The 17,328-nt window shown below is 63.3% G+C and carries 18 protein-coding genes and 1 pseudogene; 10 read left to right on the top strand and 9 right to left on the bottom strand.

What is annotated here, in order from left to right; genetic code table 11:
- Positions 1 to 67: 67 nt before the first annotated feature.
- Entirely contained in the window at positions 68 to 1,258 is a 1,191-nt protein-coding gene (locus LB516_RS23175) for a M24 family metallopeptidase (RefSeq protein WP_224720436.1), read from the top strand.
- A 67-nt stretch (positions 1,259 to 1,325) separates the two neighbouring features.
- Here the strand turns inward: LB516_RS23175 and LB516_RS23170 are convergent, their stop codons facing one another.
- Genes LB516_RS23170 through LB516_RS23160 form a run of 3 tightly spaced genes read right to left on the bottom strand, consistent with a single transcriptional unit; the run spans position 1,326 to position 3,811 of the window.
- Positions 1,326 to 1,742, bottom strand: a complete 417-nt coding sequence (locus LB516_RS23170; protein WP_140661659.1) for a cupin domain-containing protein — start codon at positions 1,740 to 1,742, stop codon at positions 1,326 to 1,328.
- Between the two features lie 5 nt (positions 1,743 to 1,747).
- Positions 1,748 to 2,605: a phosphoenolpyruvate hydrolase family protein gene (locus LB516_RS23165; protein WP_015315628.1), complete on the bottom strand. Its 858-nt coding sequence runs from the start codon at positions 2,603 to 2,605 to the stop codon at positions 1,748 to 1,750.
- Positions 2,606 to 2,614: 9 nt separating this feature from the next.
- Positions 2,615 to 3,811, bottom strand: a complete 1,197-nt coding sequence (locus LB516_RS23160) for a Tm-1-like ATP-binding domain-containing protein (RefSeq protein ID WP_140713148.1) — start codon at positions 3,809 to 3,811, stop codon at positions 2,615 to 2,617.
- A gap of 139 nt (positions 3,812 to 3,950) precedes the next feature.
- Between LB516_RS23160 and LB516_RS23155 the strand changes: the two genes are divergently transcribed.
- The 8 genes and pseudogenes from LB516_RS23155 to LB516_RS23115 form a co-directional block, all read left to right on the top strand.
- Positions 3,951 to 4,631, top strand: coding sequence for a TetR/AcrR family transcriptional regulator (locus tag LB516_RS23155; RefSeq protein WP_140875042.1), 681 nt, complete (start codon positions 3,951 to 3,953; stop codon positions 4,629 to 4,631).
- Between the two features lie 360 nt (positions 4,632 to 4,991).
- Positions 4,992 to 6,308 carry an ABC transporter substrate-binding protein gene (locus tag LB516_RS23150; protein WP_015315631.1) on the top strand — a complete coding sequence of 439 codons (1,317 nt, stop codon included), beginning with the start codon at positions 4,992 to 4,994 and terminating at the stop codon, positions 6,306 to 6,308.
- A 69-nt stretch (positions 6,309 to 6,377) separates the two neighbouring features.
- Positions 6,378 to 7,283 (top strand): carbohydrate ABC transporter permease, encoded by a 906-nt coding sequence (locus LB516_RS23145; RefSeq protein WP_015315632.1) that lies wholly within the window; start codon positions 6,378 to 6,380, stop codon positions 7,281 to 7,283.
- Between the two features lies 1 nt (position 7,284).
- Complete coding sequence (locus tag LB516_RS23140; RefSeq protein WP_140618971.1) at positions 7,285 to 8,244, top strand: carbohydrate ABC transporter permease; 960 nt, start codon at positions 7,285 to 7,287, stop codon at positions 8,242 to 8,244.
- Positions 8,241 to 8,471, top strand: a complete 231-nt coding sequence (locus LB516_RS23135) for a hypothetical protein (protein WP_224720435.1) — start codon at positions 8,241 to 8,243, stop codon at positions 8,469 to 8,471. Before LB516_RS23140 ends, LB516_RS23135 begins: the two co-directional genes overlap by 4 nt.
- A complete protein-coding gene (locus LB516_RS23130; protein ID WP_140618969.1) occupies positions 8,468 to 9,571 on the top strand; it encodes an ABC transporter ATP-binding protein in 1,104 nt (367 codons plus the stop codon). Before LB516_RS23135 ends, LB516_RS23130 begins: the two co-directional genes overlap by 4 nt.
- On the top strand, positions 9,571 to 10,674 hold the full coding sequence (locus tag LB516_RS23125; RefSeq protein ID WP_224720434.1) for an ABC transporter ATP-binding protein: 1,104 nt from the start codon (positions 9,571 to 9,573) through the stop codon (positions 10,672 to 10,674). Before LB516_RS23130 ends, LB516_RS23125 begins: the two co-directional genes overlap by 1 nt.
- A gap of 223 nt (positions 10,675 to 10,897) precedes the next feature.
- Positions 10,898 to 11,125 (top strand): annotated as a pseudogene (locus LB516_RS23115) (MFS transporter); the annotation flags it as partial.
- A gap of 38 nt (positions 11,126 to 11,163) precedes the next feature.
- Here LB516_RS23115 and LB516_RS23110 read toward each other — a convergent pair.
- Entirely contained in the window at positions 11,164 to 11,511 is a 348-nt protein-coding gene (locus tag LB516_RS23110; protein WP_224595995.1) for a GFA family protein, read from the bottom strand.
- A gap of 115 nt (positions 11,512 to 11,626) precedes the next feature.
- Here LB516_RS23110 and LB516_RS23105 point away from each other — a divergent pair, with 115 nt between their 5' ends.
- The gene (locus tag LB516_RS23105) at positions 11,627 to 12,931 is read left to right on the top strand and encodes an amidase (protein WP_224720433.1); all 1,305 of its coding nucleotides are present in this window, start codon (positions 11,627 to 11,629) and stop codon (positions 12,929 to 12,931) included.
- Between the two features lie 15 nt (positions 12,932 to 12,946).
- Here the strand turns inward: LB516_RS23105 and LB516_RS23100 are convergent, their stop codons facing one another.
- From LB516_RS23100 to LB516_RS23080, 5 genes are read right to left on the bottom strand one after another with little or no spacing between them, the layout of a single operon-like run.
- The gene (locus tag LB516_RS23100; protein ID WP_224720432.1) at positions 12,947 to 13,336 is read right to left on the bottom strand and encodes a hypothetical protein; all 390 of its coding nucleotides are present in this window, start codon (positions 13,334 to 13,336) and stop codon (positions 12,947 to 12,949) included.
- 40 nt (positions 13,337 to 13,376) lie between these two features.
- Complete coding sequence (locus tag LB516_RS23095) at positions 13,377 to 14,369, bottom strand: hydroxyacid dehydrogenase (protein WP_224720431.1); 993 nt, start codon at positions 14,367 to 14,369, stop codon at positions 13,377 to 13,379.
- A 2-nt stretch (positions 14,370 to 14,371) separates the two neighbouring features.
- Positions 14,372 to 15,091 carry a FadR/GntR family transcriptional regulator gene (locus LB516_RS23090; RefSeq protein WP_015315641.1) on the bottom strand — a complete coding sequence of 240 codons (720 nt, stop codon included), beginning with the start codon at positions 15,089 to 15,091 and terminating at the stop codon, positions 14,372 to 14,374.
- Between the two features lie 2 nt (positions 15,092 to 15,093).
- Positions 15,094 to 16,263 (bottom strand): mandelate racemase/muconate lactonizing enzyme family protein, encoded by a 1,170-nt coding sequence (locus tag LB516_RS23085; RefSeq protein ID WP_224720430.1) that lies wholly within the window; start codon positions 16,261 to 16,263, stop codon positions 15,094 to 15,096.
- 60 nt (positions 16,264 to 16,323) lie between these two features.
- Positions 16,324 to 17,211 (bottom strand): sugar phosphate isomerase/epimerase family protein, encoded by an 888-nt coding sequence (locus tag LB516_RS23080; protein WP_015315643.1) that lies wholly within the window; start codon positions 17,209 to 17,211, stop codon positions 16,324 to 16,326.
- Positions 17,212 to 17,328: the final 117 nt, after the last annotated feature.

Below are 17,328 nucleotides of genomic sequence, written 5' to 3'. Positions count from 1 at the left end.
ATTTGACCGCGAGCCGGCGGATCGGGTGCGAAACAGCGCCGATCCCGGGCAATTCTGGGAGAGAGTGATGAACATTGCGCCGGGCAAGAGTGCCGTCAGCGATATCCCGTTCGAGCAGGCCAGAGTCGACCGGCTGATGGAGGAGGCCGGCATCGACGTGCTGCTCGCAACCTCCAAGCACAACACGCAATATCTGCTGGGCGGCTACAAGTTCATCTTCTTCGCCGCCATGGATGCGATCGGTCACAGCCGCTATTTGCCGATCGTGGTCTACGAGAAGGGCGGGCCGGATCATGCTGCCTATATCGGCAACCGCATGGAAGGCGGCGAGCACCAGAACCACCCGTTCTGGACGCCGACGCTGCATGCGGCCTGCTGGGGCACCCTCGACGCCGCCAATCTTGCCGTCGAGCATGTCAGGAAGATCGGCAAGGGCGATGCCCGCATCGGTATCGAGCCCGGTTTCCTGCCGTCGGACGCCTATGCGCTGATCCGCAAGGCATTGCCCGACGCGAAGCTGATCGATGCGACCGACATGCTGGAACGCATGCGTGCCATCAAGACCGACGCGGAGTTGGAGAAGCTGCGCACGGCCTCCGAGCTGATCACCGATTCCATGCTGGCGACCATCGCCTGGGCGCGCGAGGGCACGACCAAGGCCGAGATGATCGAGCAGATCAGGCGCGAAGAGACCAATCGCGGTGCGCATTTCGAATATTGCCTGCTCACGCTGGGCTCCAGCCACAATCGCGCCACCTCCCCGCAAGCGTGGAAGAAGGGCGAGGTGCTGTCGATCGATTCCGGCGGCAATTATCACGGTTATATTGGCGATCTCTGCAGGATGGGCATTCTGGGCGAACCCGATGCCGAGCTCGAGGATCTGCTGGCCGAGGTCGAGACGGTGCAGCAGGCGGCCTTCTCGAAGGTGAAGGCGGGCACGCTTGGCGGCGACATGATTTCTCATGCGGAGAGTGTGCTGAAGGCATCCAAGGTGGCGTCCTATACGGATTTCTTCGCCCACGGCATGGGCCTGATCACGCATGAAGCGCCGTTCCTGATGACCAACCATCCAGTGACTTATGAAGGCACCTATGCGGCCAAACCGCTGGAGAAAAACATGGTGCTGTCGGTGGAGACCACCATGCTTCACCCGACGCGCGGCTTCATCAAGCTGGAGGATACGCTGGCGGTGACCGAGAGCGGGTACGTGATGTTTGGCGATCGGGGCCGGGGATGGAATAGGGGTGGGACGGCCTAATTTTGGAGGCCGGCGCTGCCCCTCATCCGCCCTTCGGGGCGGCGCCGCCTCTAGTAGAATAGATTGATCAACTGCCCGGCGGGATCAGCCTGAAATCCGGCAGTTCGCGCAGACCCAGTTCCGGCCCGGCCGGCGAATAGACGACGAACAGCTGCATGGGCCCGTCGCCGGTGTTGAGCGTCGAATGAAACCGACTCTCCGGCACGTAGATGGTGCAGCCGGGGCCGACTTTCTCCACCACCGGATTGCCCTTCTCATCCTCGACCATCTGCTCGCCATGGCCCGAGATGACGAAGATAATCTCTTCCGCACCCGGATGGTTGTGGCGGGTATGGCCCTTGCCTGAGGGCAGGTCGACGACGCCGCCGGAAAAGCGGGTCGCGCCGTTCACTTCAGGTGCCACCGTCAAAGACAGTTTTCCCCAGTCGAAGCCGAAGGCGCTGACGTCCTTCGGGTAGACAAACACCTTGCTCCTGTCGGTCATCTCTCTCATCCCTTCTTGTTCTTTGCGGCGGCGCCGAGCGTCACCGCCTTGAAATCCGCCGTCTGCCCGGCGATCGCGGCTTCCGCCGGCAGCCGTTCCATCGAGCTCGCGCCATAAAAGCCGTGCAGGCCCTTGGCGTGGGAGAGGATGTAGCGGGCGTCGTCGGGCATCGAGATCGGGCCGCCATGGCAAAGCAGGATGACATCGTTGCGCACCGAGCGCGCCGCCTCGGCAATGGCGTCGATGGCAATGACGCAGTCGTCGAGCGACTTGGCCGAGGTGGCGCCGATCGAGCCGCCGGTGGTCACGCCCATATGGGCGACGACGACATCGGCGCCCGCCTTGGTCATGGCGCGTGCTTCTTCGGGGTTGAAGACATAGGGCGTGGTCAGGAGGTCGAGCTTGTGTGCCTCGGCGATCATGTCCACCTCTAGGCCGAAGCCCATGCCGGTCTCTTCGAAACTCTGCCGCATCTGGCCGTCGAACAGGCCGATGGTGGGAAAGTTCTGAACGCCGGAAAAGCCCATCGTCTTCAGTTCCGCCAGCAGCAGCGGCATGATGACGAAGGGATCGGTGCCGTTGACGCCGGCCAGTACCGGCGTCTTCTTGACCACCGGCAGCACCTCATAGGCCATCTCCTTGACGATCTCGTTGGCGTTGCCATAGGCGAGCAGGCCGGCGGCCGAGCCGCGGCCAGCCATGCGGTAGCGGCCGGAATTGTAGATGATGATGAGGTCGATGCCGCCGGCCTCCTCGGCCTTGGCCGACAGGCCGGTGCCGGCGCCGCCACCGACGATCGGCACGCCTTTGTCGATCATTCCCCGGAACTTCTTCAGTATGTCCTTGCGCGGTATGGCTGGCATGCCTGGGTCTCACTGTCTGGCGATGTCGAGAAAGGCCGCGACCGCCGCCTTGGCAAAATCCGGATCGTTGATGTGCAGCGGCAGGCGGGTGACGCGGCGCGTCGCACCCGGCCTGATGGTGCGCTCGACGGCTTCGAACAGAGCTGCGTCGGCTTCCGGATCGAAGAAGGCGCCGCCTTCGATGTCGAGCGCGGAAACGCCTTTTTCCGGGATCAGGAAGTGCAGCGGGCCTTCGCAATGGGCGAGCCTTGTGCCGATCCATTCGCCGATCGCGCGGCATTCCCGCGCTGTCGTGCGCATCAGCGTGACGTTCGGATTGTGCTCGTAGAACAGCCGGCCACGATAATGCTCCGGAATGGTCGATGGCGCCCAGAAATTGACCATGTCGAGCGCGCCGACCGAGCCGACATAGGGTAGCTTGGTGCGGGCAATGGCACCGAAACGATCCTGGGTCGCCGGCAGCACGCCGCCGAACAGCAGGTCGCAGACCTCGGTCGTGGTGATGTCGATGACACCCGACAGCAGGCCGCTGTCGGCCAGCTTCTCCATGCTGCGGCCGCCGGTGCCAGTGGCATGGAAGACCATGCAATCATAAGTCGAGCGGAGGTGTTCAGCGATTGCCGTCACGCAAGGCGTGGTGACGCCGAACATGGTGAGGCCGATCGAGGCCTTGCCGTCCGCCGCAGGCGCCGGATTGACCGCCATGCCCGCTATCGCCTGGGCGGCGTTGTGCAGCACGACACGAGACAGCCGGTTGAGGCCGGCCATGTCGGTCACCGATGGCATCATGATGATGTCGGACACGTCCACATAGGGGGCGGTGTCGCCCGAGGCCAGCGTGGAGACCATGAGCTTGGGCAGACCGAGCGGCAGCGCGCGCATGCCCGCTGTGATGATCGAGGTGCCCCCGCCGCCACCAATGCCGATGATGCCCGATATGTCGTCGCGGGACTGGACAAAGCGCGTGAAGGCCCCAGCCATTGCCGCAACCGATCTGCCGCGGTCGTCGATGCCGAGCACCGCACCGCGGCCATCGGGATGATGGGCGGCGACCTCTTCAGCCGAGACGTCGACCGGCACGGTCGCGCCTCGCGTGCCGACATCGACACGGCAGACGACGGCACCCGTCGCGGCGATCGCATCGGCCAGGAATGCGAGTTCCTCGCCCTTGGTGTCGGCGGTGCCCACCACATGGATGCGCTTCATCCGTGCGTCCCTCTGCTGGTTGGTTCGAAGGTGATGATGCTCATCAGATGAAAGCTTTGTGCGCCGTAGAGCGTCAACGTGGCCACTCCAGGAAAAGGGCTGCCATTGCAAATTTTTGAGACGCGCGTATCGTATTGGCATGGATGTCTCACGTCAACAACCCGCAACGGACGACAATGCCGGGGAGAGAGCAGAGCGCGGACCGCGGGCGCGGACAAAGCGGCTGATGCTGGAGACGGCCACGCGGCTGATGCAGGCGGGGGCGACGCCTTCGGTCAGCGAGGTGGCGGAGGCAGCCGAGGTCTCCCGGGCCACGGCCTACCGTTACTTCCCCAGCCAGGCAGCCCTGGTGCAGGCCGTCGTCGACGAGGGGCTGGGGCCAATCTTGACCTGGAAGTCCACCGCCGCCGATGCCGAGCGCCGCGTCACCGAACTGTTCGATACGGCCATGCCCCGCATCGAGGCTTTCGAGGCGACGTTCAAGGCTGCGTTGAAGCTGTCGCTCGATCAATGGGCGCGGCGCCAGGCGGGCACGCTGGGCGGAGAGCCGGCCTTCACGCGCGGCCATCGCGTCGAATTGCTGAAGGAGGCGCTGACGCCGCTCAAGGGCCGCTTGCCGCCGCGCGACTTCAAGCGGCTGGCGCAGGCTCTGTCGCTGATCTTCGGCGTGGAGGTGCTGATCGTGCTCAAGGATATATGGGGGCTGGACAGCCGCCGGATGATGTCGGTGGCGCAATGGGCGGCGAGTGCGCTGGTGCGCACGGCAATCGCGGAGTCGGCTTATGGTGGTGATGAGTCCGCTTCAGGAGCGGCGAAATAGCCCCAATCTGGTTCGACCAGATTTGCCTGCATACCGCTGATCCTAGCCCAAAATGCGATCATGGGGCAAGGTCAATGTATATCATTGAGTAGGAAAATCATGGGAAAACAGGCAGATAAAGCTTTAATTCGACAGTAACGGCCCATGCCGGCTTTCAAGAAAGGGCTTGACGTCGCCGCAGGATTGGTAATACCAGATTAAGGAAGATAAGCGGATCGAAAGTGAGGGCTGCGATCCATTTCCGGACAGAGCGAGGAGGCTCCGAATTCGGAAAAGCGCGACCACGGGAGGAACTACCAGGGCCGGCTCCGTCGCTGGCTCGTACGACAAGGTAGAATGCGCACAAGGGAGGAAATCATTATGCGCAAGTTAGTGACCAGCATGCTTGCTGGTATCGGCTTAACGCTTGCCTGCGGAACGTCCGTCTACGCGCAGGAAAAGTCGCTCACCATCTTCTGGGCGGAATGGGATCCGGCCAATTACCTGCAGGAACTCGGCAACGAGTACGAGAAGGAAACCGGCGTCAAGATCACGGTGGAGACCACGCCCTGGTCCGACTTCCAGACCAAGGCATTTACCGAGTTCAACGCCCATGGCGACGCCTATGACCTGGTCGTCGGCGACTCGCAGTGGCTCGGCGCCGGCTCCACCGGCGGCCACTACGTCGACCTGACCGACTTCTTCAAGAAGCATGATCTCGGCAACGTCATGGCACCGGCGACGGTGAAATATTATGCCGAGTATCCCGGCAACAGCGGCAAATACTGGGCGATCCCGCTTGAGGGCGACGCCGTCGGCTGGTCCTATCGCAAGGATTGGTTCGAGGATCCCAAGGAAAAGGAAGCCTTCAAGGCCAAATACGGCTACGACCTCGACGTGCCGAAGGATTTCAAGGCGCTGCGCGACATCGCCGAGTTCTTCCACCGGCCGGATCAGAAGAGATACGGCATCGCCATCTACACCGACAATTCCTACGACGCGATGGCGATGGGCTTTGAGAACGCGCTGTTCTCCTATGGCGGTGAGCTGGGCGATTACACGACCTACAAGGTCGACGGTCACATCAACTCCGACAAGGCGGTGGCCGCGCTCGATGCTTACAAGGAGCTCTACAAGTTCACGCCTCCGGGCTGGGCCAAATCGTTCTTCGTCGAGGACAACCAGGCAATCACGGAAAACCTGGCCGCGATGAGCATGAACTTCTTCGCGTTCTTCCCCTCGCTGATCAACGAAGCGTCGAACCCGAATGCCAAGAACACCGGCTTCTTCGCCAACCCTCCCGGCCCAAATGGCGACCAGTTCGCCGCACTCGGCGGGCAAGGCATCTCCGTCATCTCGTACTCGAAGAAGCAGGACGAGGCGATGAAGTTCCTCGAATGGTTCATCAAGGACGAGACCCAGAAGAAGTGGGCTGCCCTTGGCGGCTATACCTGCAGCCAGGCGGTGCTCAAGTCTCCTGAGTTCCAGAACGCCACGCCCTACAACAAGGCCTTCTACGAGACCATGTTCAAGGTGAAGGATTTCTGGGCAGTGCCGGAATACGCAGAGCTGCTGCAGCAGCTCAACCAGCGCGTCTACCCCTACATGATCGGCGGCAGCGGCACTGCCAAGGAAACGCTGGACGCATTGGCTGGAGACTGGAACGCGACCTTCAAGAAATACGGCCGCGTCCAATAATCCTTCATGTCCCGCGGAGGGGGCGGTGTCGCCTCCTCCGTTTCTTTTTCTTGAACCGGGAGCAGGGTCTTGGCGACCACGATGATCACCACCCTCGACAGATCCTCGCGCGCCGCGGCACGCGGCCTAAGCGATATCTCCATCCGCAATCTCTTCATCATCCCGACGGTTCTGTTCCTGATCGTCTTCAACATTTTTCCGCTGATCTATTCGCTCGGCTATTCCTTCACCGACTTCCGCGCGTCGACCAATGCGCCGGCGAATTTCGTCGGGCTGCAGAATTATCGCGACCTGCTCAACGACCCCTATGTCTGGTCGAACTTCGCCATCACGGCGAAATACGTGATTGTCTCGGTCGTCGGACAGCTGCTTGTCGGCTTCGGCGTGGCGATGCTGCTCAACCGGGACATTCCGCTCAAGGGTCTTATCACCACGCTGCTGCTGCTGCCGATGATGCTGTCGATGGCGGTGGTCGGGCTGTTCTGGAAACTGCTTTACGACCCGTCATGGGGGGTTATCAACTATGCGCTCGGGCTCGGCAATTTCGAGTGGCTGGCCGACCCCAAGATGGCGCTCTACGCTGTTGCGTTGACCGACATCTGGATGTGGTCGCCCTTCGTCATGCTGCTGTCGCTGGCCGGGCTGTCGGCGGTGCCGAAGCATCTCTATGAGGCCGCCGCGATCGACCGCGCCGGGCCGTTCTACACGTTCTTCCGCATCACCCTGCCGCTGGTCGCGCCGATCCTGATGATCGCCGTCATCTTCCGCACCATGGAAGCCTTCAAGACCTTCGATCTCGCCTACATCCTGACCAGCCAACCGACGGCGGAGCTGATCTCCATCCGGCTCTACAAGATGGCGTTCCAGGAATGGCAGACCGGGCGCTCCTGCGCGATGGCCTACATCGTGCTGATCATGGTGCTGGCGATCACCAACATCTACGTCAAATATCTCAACAAGGTGAAGGAGCGCTGAGATGGCCGCCGTCCGCACTTCTTCCGAAATCACCTTCAACCGCGTCGCCATAGTCGCCGTGCTGCTGGTGACGATCATCTTTCTGGCGCCGATCTACTGGATCGCCTCGACGGCGTTCAAGCCGCGCAATCTTGCCACTACGATTCCGCCGACCGTTGTCTTCCAGCCGGAGATATCGCCGTTCGTGAAGCTGTTCACCAAGCGCTCTCAATTGCGCAGTCCGCCGTCGCCGGAAGAGTACGCGGCGGCCCCATGGTGGGAGCGCGTCGTCTTCGACGGTGGCGAAAAGATCGTGCGCGACGGCAAGGGCCAGGTGCAGTGGTCGGGCTATCCGAGCCGCTTCCTGAACTCGCTGATCATCGCCATCACCTCGACGGTGCTGGCCGTCGGCATGGGCACGTTCACCGCGTATGGCTTCTCGCGCTTCAGGGTAAAGGGGGAGGCGGACCTGCTCTTCTTCATCCTGTCGACACGTATGCTGCCACCGGTGGTGGTCGCGATCCCGATGTTCCTGATGTACCGCGCGGTCGGCCTCAACGATACCCACGTCGGGCTGATCATTCTCTACACCGCCTTCAACCTGTCCTTCTCGGTGTGGCTGATGAAGGGTTTCATGGATGAAATCCCGAAGGAATATGAGGAGGCGGCACTGGTGGACGGCTATACACGCATGGAAGCCTTCTTCAAGATCGTGCTGCCGGAGGCCGCCACCGGTATCGCCGCCACCGCCGTCTTCTGCTTCATCACGGCGTGGAACGAATACGCCTTCGCGCTGATCATGACCAACCGCCGCGCCCAGACGGCGCCGCCGTTCATCCCGAGCCAGGTCGGCTCGGGCCTGCCGGACTGGACGGTGATAGCCGCCGGCACCTTCCTGTTCCTGCTGCCGGTCGCCATCTTCACCTTCCTGCTCCGCAACCATCTGCTGCGCGGCATGTCCTTCGGAGCGATCCGCAAATGAGCTTTCGCGCCATCAATCAGAAATATCTGGAACCGGGTTCGCAGATACTCATGGTGCTCGGCATCGTGGCCCTCTGCCAGCCCTGGAACATGACCCTGCACACCTACGGCCTGACCATCATCCTGATCGGGCTGATCGGCTTCAACATTACCTCGAAGATCGCACCCGAGGAACAGGCCGTCACCGGTCATGCCGGGGACGCGCGAAATCCGGGAGCACAGCATTGACCCAGATCGAGCTTCGCGGCGTCCAGAAATTCTTCGGTGCCGTCCAGGTCATCAAGGACCTCAACCTCAAGATCGCGGACAATGAGTTCATCGTGCTGCTCGGCCAGTCCGGTTGCGGCAAGACAACGACGTTGCGCGCCATCGCCGGACTGGAAACCATCGACGAGGGCGACATCCTCATCGACGGCAAGCCGGTCCAGCATCTGAAGGCAGCCGACCGCGACATCGCCATGGTGTTCCAGTCATTCTCGCTCTACCCGCATATGAGCGTCTACGAGAACATCGCCTTTCCGTTGCGCGCCACGCGCAAGAGCAAAAGCGAGATCGACCAGGAAGTGCGCTCGGTCGCCAAGACGCTGCAGATAACGGATCTGCTGGCCAAGAAGCCGTCGGCGCTTTCGGGCGGCGACATGCAGCGCGTTGCCATCGGCCGTGCGCTGGTGCGGCGGCCGAAGGCGATGCTGATGGATGAGCCGATCGGCGCGCTCGACGCCAAATTGCGCGAGGAGATGCGAGCCGAGATCAAGCGGCTGCATATCAAGCAGGGCTCGACCACCATCTATGTCACGCACGACCAGATCGAGGCGATGAGCCTCGCGGATCGCATCGTCATCATGCATGAGGGCGTGCTGCAGCAGGTGGGAACGCCCGACGAGGTCTATTCGCGGCCGGCCAATCTGTTCGTGGCCCAATTCGTCGGCAGTCCGGTGATGAATGTCGCCGACGCGGCGGTTGCCGAAACAACGTCATCGGCCTCGGTCACCGTTGGTGGCGCGGCTTCCGGCTTCGAGTTTCCGCGGGCGCTGCTGTCGAAACTCAACGGCCACGCCAGCGGCCAACTCGCACTTGGCATCCGGCCGGAAGGCGTCCTCATTCGTCGTGACGCGGCCGATGGCTTCATGGCCGTCGAGACGCAGATCGTCGAACCGCTCGGCTCCTTCGACATCGTCGACCTCAAGGTTGGCTCGAAAATGCTGCGGGCCCGCACCAAGAGCGGCTTCGTTGCCGGACCGGGCGAGAAGGTGTTTGCCCGAATCGATCCGACCCAGGCGCATTTCTTCGACAAGGCAAGCGGCAAGTCGCTTGAGGTGAGGCTCTGATGGCCCATATCCAGCTCAAGAACATCTCCAAGACTTTCGGCAATCACACGGCCTTGACCGGGCTCGACCTCGACATCGCCGATGGCGAATTCTTTGTCCTGCTCGGCGAGACGGGCGCCGGCAAGACGACGACGCTGCGGCTGATTGCCGGTCTGGAGAAGCCGAGCGAGGGGCAGGTCTTCATCGACGGCGTCGACGTCGCCGACTGGGGCGCGGCCGAGCGCGACGTGGCGCTGGTGCTGCAGCAATATTCGCTCTACCCGCGCTACACGGTTCGCGAAAACCTCGAATTTCCGCTGAAGCCGAAGATCCGCCGGCTGCCGGATGCCGAGATCAAGGACCGCGTCGACCGCGCCGCCCGCACGCTGCGGATCGAGCACCTGCTCGACCGCAAGACCGACCGCCTGTCCGGCGGCGAGATGCAGCGCGTCTCCATCGGCCGTGCCATCGTGCGCAAGCCGGGCGTGTTCTTGATGGACGAGCCGCTGTCGGCGCTCGACGCCAAATTGCGCGAGGCGCTCCGCACCGAATTGAAGAACCTGCAGATACAGCTTGGCGCCACCTTCCTGTTCGTGACCCACGACCAGATCGAGGCGATGTCGATGGGCGACAAGGTCGGCGTGCTCAACCATGGCCGCATCATCCAGACCGGCACGCCGCACGAGATCTACAACAATCCGCGCGACACCTATGTGGCGAGCTTCGTCGGCTCGCCGCCGATGAACCTCATCGACGGCAGGCTGGTTAACGGCCGCGCGGTGATGGCGCCATTGAATTTCGAACTGCCCTTCGCGGGGGCGGCCAAGATTTTTACGGGGGCTGGGGCGAGTGCGGCGACCGACGGTCGCCCGCTCGTCTTCGGCATTCGTCCGGAGGATGTCTATCTGGAAAGCGGCGCACCGGTCGAGGCGCGTGTCCACGACGTCGAGAACCATGGCGTGGAAAAGATCCTGACGCTGCGGGTCGGCGATACAACGCTTCGCGCCACGGTGCCGGCCAGGACCGATGTCGCGATCGAGCAACCGGTGCGCTTTGCCTGGAATCCCGACAAGGTGGTGCTGTTCGACAAGGGCAGTGGTGTCAGCCTGCGGCACGCATCATAGGGCGCGGCTATTTCGGCAGGTAGGTCTCGTAAGGCGTGTCGTTGATCAGCAGGATCACGCATTCCGTCTCCGAGAGGCAGGCGTCGTCATGCATCTCATTGGCTTTCTGCGTCCAATAGGATCCAGACGGCAGTTCGACCTTGGTCGCTTCACCGCCAGTTGCCGGGGACTTTCAGCAAGGTTCCGGCAGCGCCTTTGGCCCTTTCGCCCGACAGTGATCCCAAGCGTGCCGGTAGAGCTGCAGAGCTGGCTGGTGCGGGCAGCGCCCGACCAGGCTGAAAGCGCCGGTGGCCTGATGGTGGCGACCTTCCAGGGAGCGATTGCGATGGGCGCCGTCTCCGGCGGGCTGCTGGTCGACCATGCCGGTGTCGGCAGCGCGTTTGCCTATTGCGGCGCCGCGACGCTGCTGGCGGCCATCGCGGTGTTCCTGCGCGGCCCAAAGGCCGAATAGTCTCTCGCAACAGCCACCTATAGGGGATGATGGGAAGCTTAGACGGCCCGCCCGTCGAACGCGAAGACCGACAAGGTGGACGGGTCGAGACCGGTGACGCAATTGATGTTGATGTAGGCGCTGCGTTCACCGCCTTCGCTGGTGTCCTCGGCAAAAGGATGGATGCCGCAGGTTCGACAGAAGCGGTGCGCTATCTTCGTTTCGCCGAATGTGTAGCGGCCGAGGTCATCGCCCCAGGCGACGAGCGTAAGCTTGTCGTGCGGCACGGCCCATAGCAGCGCACCCTTGCGGGCGCAGATCGAGCAATTGCAGCGCACGACGCCCTCAAGTTCACCCTCCACCTCGAACGCAACCTTGCCGCAATGGCAGCTGCCTTTGTACAGCATCAGTATCTTCCTGTCGCTGGCAGGTGCAAAGGCACGCTGGCCGGGTTATCCCTTCGGCAGTCCCAACGGCTGCTTGCCTTAAAGACGTTCCATCCTGGCGGAGTCCGACACCAACATGCAACCAATCCGCGACCGCCTCGAAATCATCCTGTCACGTCTTGCCAACCGTGCGGCGGACGAGAAGGTCTTTACGAAGCTCTATGCCGAAGCGGCGCGGGTCGCGGCTGACGCCAGCGATGCCCGCAAAAGAGTGGGCGTGACACTCGGCCCGCTCGACGGCACCATTGTCTCGATAAAGGACCTGTTCGATGTCGCCGGCGAGCCGACCACGGCCGGGTCGCTGATGCGCAAGACCGCCGCGCCGGCACAGCGCGACGCCGCCATCGTCAGCCGGCTTCGGCAAGCCGGTGCGGTCGTCATCGGCAAGACCAACATGACCGAGTTCGCCTTCACCGCGATCGGCGACAACATGCATTACGGCACGCCAGGCAACGCCGTTGATGCCAGCCGCATTCCAGGCGGGTCGTCCTCGGGCGCCGGCGTGTCCGTGGGCGAGGGGACGAGCGACATCTCGATCGGCTCCGACACCGGCGGCTCGATCCGCATTCCGGCGGCGCTCAACGGCGTCGTCGGTTTCAAGCCGACTGCACGGCGCGTCCCGCTCTCTGGCACCTTTCCGCTTTCGGGCACTTTGGACTCGGTCGGACCGCTTGCCCGAACCGTCTCGATATGCGCCGCCGCCGACGCGGTGATGGCCGGCGAAGCGCCGAAGGAGTTGGTGGCCATTCCACTCGCCGGGCTTCGCATCGGCATTCCGCGCGGCGTTCTTTTCGGCGACACGGAAGGCGAGGTTGGATCCGCCTTCGAGTATTGTCTTGGCAAGATCGAACAGGCTGGCGCACACATTACGGATCTGTCGATCGACGACATGATCGCGGATCTACGCGCGGCCACCAGGCGCGGATCGATCGCGGCGATGGAGGGCGCGGAAGTGCATGCCGACTGGCTGGCGACAGGCGCATCCGTGCCGGTCGACCCGCATGTCAGCGGGCCATTGTCGCGGGCGGCGCTGCTGCCGACGCCGGTCTATATCAGGGCGCTCCGCCGCCGTACCACGCTGGCCGCCGCCATGGATGAGCGGCTGGCATCGGTTGACGTGCTGGCGCTGCCAGCCACACCGGTGACGGCGCCGGCCATCGCTTCCATGGCCGAGGATGCCGAGTTGCGTGACCGCACCGAAGGCCTGCTGCTGCGCAACACCCAGGTTGCCAACCAGTTCGACCTTTGCGCGATCTCGTTGCCGATAACGGGGCCATCGCTGCCAATGGGGCTGATGCTCGTGGCGCGCAATGGCCATGACCGGCATCTGCTGCGGATCGCCGTGTCGGTAGAGAGGCTGCTGGGGGTTGATCGGCAGTGAGTCGCGGATGACGGATCAGTGCGATGAACAGTGCTTGCGTTCGCCGTCCTTGGCGGTGCGCACGATGCGGGTCGCGACCAGCCAAGGCAGGCTGTATTTCTTCCCGGTGAAGGTCTGGATGCGGTGCTCGATCGAGCCCCTGACCACGATCTTTCCGCTATAAAGCACGTCGGACTGGGCCGTTATCGCCTTGTCGGCCTGCGGCAATCCGCTGGTGTCGATAGACACGCCCTTGATGATGGCGCCGGTGGCAAGGTCGAGCGCGCTGTTCGACGGGCAGGGCGCCTTGAAGCAGCGTAGTCCGTTGTCGCAATAGACATAGCTGCTCTCGGCCGCTGCGAATGCCGGCAAGGTGCAGATGGACGAAGTTGCGACAATCAGAACTGCAAGGCGAAGACCGGACATGGCTCGCAACGTCGCGGAGAATTGGGGCGAAACCGCGATGCTATATCTGCGCCGGAAAGCGACGCCGGTAGTGATCGACCACTTCTGGATTGCGCAGATTGACCGGCAGTTTGCCCGCCAGCACCAGCAAGGCTTCGCCGGCCGCGCCGACGCCCATGCGCATCATCGATTCCTCGGTAATCCCCGCCATATGCGGGGTGACGATGACGTTGTCGAAGCCGAAATAGGGATGGTTTGGCGGCAGCGGCTGCGTCGAGAAAACGTCGAGCGCGGCGCCGCCGATGCGACGCCCCCGTAAGGCCTCGATCAGCGCGTCGTCATCGACGACCGGCCCGCGCGACACGTTGATCAGCAGTGCGTTGGGTTTCATGCGGGCGATGCGTTCGCGGCTGATCAGGCCGCGCGTTTCCGGCGTCAGCGGACAGCAGAGCACGATGATGTCGCTCTGCTCGACCAGCGCGTCGATCGACAGGAAGCCGACCTTTTCCGGCGCCGGCTGCATGCTGCGTGTCGTTGCCACCACTTTGAGATCGAAGCCGTGTGCGGCGATGTGGCCGACCGCCTGCCCGACGGCGCCGAGACCAACAATGCCGATGGTCTTGCCGGCGAGTTCGATGTTGGCATTGGCGTGCTCGCGTCCGGCCAGCCAGCCCTTGGCGCGCAGGTCGTGGTCGACCCGGCGGAACTGCCGCAGCAGTGCAAGCGCGGTGAACATGACATGCTCGGCCACCGAGCGGGCATTGACCGCCGGCACGTTGGCCACGAGCACGCCGGCTGCCGCGGCCGCTTTCATCGGGATCATGTCGAGACCGGCGCCATGGCGGATCGCGGCCCTCAGCTTCCATGCACCCTCGAACAGCGCCGGCGGCAGCGGCGCCCGCACGATGACGATGTCGGCATCCTTGGCCTCCCCCGCCAATGTGCCGGGGTCGAGCGCCGAAGCGATGACCAGCTGGCCGGCGCCGGCCAGCTTGGCCGTGGCGCGCGGGTGCAGCGGATGCGTCGACAGGATCTTTGGCACGGTCTGGGTCACGGTCAGGCCTTTTCGAGTGCCGCGCCCGCGGGCGAAGCCGCCATGCCGCCCTCGATCAGGCCCTTCCAGTAGCTTTCCGCGCCTTGCAGATGGGCGCTCATGAGCGCCTGGGCGAGATTGCCGTCGCGGCGCAGCAGCGCCTCGTAGATCTGCACGTGCTCGGCATGCGAGCGCACGCTGCGTTCAGGATCGTTGAAATAGATCGGCAGGCGCTGCTCGCCCATCAGATAGTAGACGCTGCAGATGTTGTGGAAGACGCTGTTCTTGGTGGCGCGCACGATCTCGAGGTGAAACTCGCGGTCCTCCTTGGCCAAACCTTCGCCAGCGGCGATGCGGTCTTCCGAGGCTTTGAGGATTTCGCGCAGGCGCTCGAAATTCTCCTCGGTGGCGCGCGAGCAGGCAAGCTCGGCGGCCTTGATCTCATGGATCTTGCGCAACTCGACCGTCTCATAGATCTGCAAGGGATCGAGCGGCAGGCCGGCACGTGCGAACAGCGCCAGCGCCTCGACGCTGGCCTGCTTGGTGTCGATGTAGATGCCCGACTTGGCGCGGCGCTCGACGATGCGCATGGCCTCGAGGATGGCGAGCGCTTCGCGGATCTGGCCGCGGCTGACGCCGAAATGCTCCGCCAGCTCGCGTTCCGACGGCGTGCGGCCGCTCTCCTTGTCCGAGTGGGAGAACAGATAGGCGGCGAGTTCGGCGAGAAGGTTCTTTTCTTTCATCGTCAATTGCGTTGCGCGTGCGCCTCCAGGAATCGCTCCGAAACGGTGAATCCCAATCCGGGCTTTTCCGGGATCGCTATCATACCGTCCTTGGCTTCGACAGTCTCTTCGACGAGATCGTGGATCATCGGGTTGGCGCCGAGCGAATACTCGACGGTGAAACTCGAAGGCGACGCGGCGCAGACATGCAGCCCGGCGAAGAAGCAGGGCGCGCCGGCCCACAGATGCGGCGCAAAGCGCAAATTGAAGGCGCTGGCGATGGTGCCGATCTTCATCGCCTCGCTGATGCCGCCACAGAAGGCCGGGTCCGGCTGGAAGATGTCGGCGGCCCTGAGAACGGCGAGATCGCGGAAAGCATAGCGTGTCGCCTCGCTTTCGCCGGTGGCGATCGGAACGGCGCCGGAGGCGCGCACTTCGGCCATGCCTGGCTTGTCGTCGGCGATGACAGGCTCCTCGAACCAGGCGAGATCGAGGTCGTTGACGAGATGGATAAAGCGTTTGGCTTCCGCCACCGTGTAGGTGCCATGGGCGTCGACCATCAGCTCGACGTCGGGGCCGAGTGCCTGGCGCGCGGCGCGCACGCGGGCGGCGGAAACGTGCGCCGCGCCGTCCATGGCGCCGACCCGCATCTTCAGCGCCTTGAAGCCGCCTTTGGCGATATAGGATTTCAGCTGTTCCCCGATGGCATCGGCGGAGGCCCAGCCGCCCGAGGCATAGGCCTGCATGCGATCGACCTTGCGGCCGCCGAGAAGCCGCCAGACCGGCTGGCCCAGCGACTTGCCCAGTATGTCCCAGAGCGCGATGTCGACCGCGCTGATGGCGGCGACGCTCATGCCACGCCGCGCCAGTTGTGGCATGGCGTGGCCGGCGCGGGCGGCGCTCTCATGGCGCACGCCGTTGTAGAGCATCTCCCAGATGACGCCGATGTCGGCCGGATCGCGGCCGATCAACTGCGGCCCGACCTCGTGATTCAGCATGTGAACGAGTGCGCCGTAGCTGCCGGCACTGCCGGCTGCGTTCTTGCCTTCGCCCCAGCCGACCAGCCCGTCATCGGTTTCGACGCGCAGGATGGCGGCGTCGAAGGTCGTCACCTGGCCGAAGTCGCTGCGATGCTGCTTCGCGGCTTCGATCGGCACGCGGACCCACCAGGCCTGGACTGTCTTGATGCGCATGTTTTTCCCCAGCCCTGCCGCCGGTCGGGGCGGAAGGGCAAATTTCCCAGCGGCAGTCGACTATTTGATCAGCGGCAGCAGTGTTTCGGCGGTGATGCGCATCTGGTCGGTGTAGAATTTCTCGGTCAGCACGCTGGAGCCATGGTCCTGGATGAACTTCAGCTGCTCGGGCGAGATATCGACCGGATGGCGCTCGACCATGTCGGGATAGGGTGCTGCCGGCGTACGGTCGACCGGGGCGACGAACTCGTTGGTCAGTGCGCCGTCGTAGCCGACTTCCTTCAAGGTGGCGACGATCCTTGGCCAGTCGATCTGGCCGAGGCCGGCGGCAAAGCGGTTGTTGTCGGCGACATGGAAGTCGAACAGGCGCTTTCCGACCTGGCGGATAGCGTCATGGACGTTAAATTCCTCCATGTGGATGTGGTAGGCGTCGAGGCAGACGCCGCATTCGGGGCTGACCGCGTCAGCCAGCGCCAGCGCCTGGGCGCCGCGGTTGAACAGATAGGTTTCGAAGCGGTTGAGCGGTTCGACGGCGATCTTGACCCCGACCTTCTTGGCGTGGGTGAAACATTCGCGGGTCGCGTCGACCACCCACTTCCATTCCTCTTCCTCGGTACCGTCCGGGACCACCTTGCCGACGGTCGCCGGAACCAGCGTGATGATCTCGCCGTCGAGTTCGCCGACCATCGTCAGCACGTCCTTGACGTATTGCACGGAGCGCTCGCGCTGGCCCTGGTCCCTGGCGGCGAGGTTGCGTTCACCCAGCATCAAGGTCACCGCGCCCCAGCAGCGAATGCCATGCTCCTTCAGCAGCGCCCGCGTCTCCTTGGTCTTGTACTGCGCGGGCTCGCCGGAAATCTCGATCGACTCATAGCCGAATTTCTTGATGCGCTTCAGCGTCGTCTCAAGCGGTTCCGCGCGCATCCAGTTGTGCGTCGAAAGATGCATGGTCTGTCCTTCCCAGATTCGTCCGTATGGTTTGCCTGCGACATGCATCGCCGGAAGACGACGCAAGGGTTCTTCCCCAAGGCATCCCCAGCCTTTTACTGCAAACTGGTTAGACCA

This window comes from Mesorhizobium sp. CO1-1-7 (assembly GCF_020164885.1).
Classification (GTDB): domain Bacteria; phylum Pseudomonadota; class Alphaproteobacteria; order Rhizobiales; family Rhizobiaceae; genus Mesorhizobium; species Mesorhizobium australicum.
This window is presented reverse-complemented; position numbering and strand designations above follow the sequence as displayed.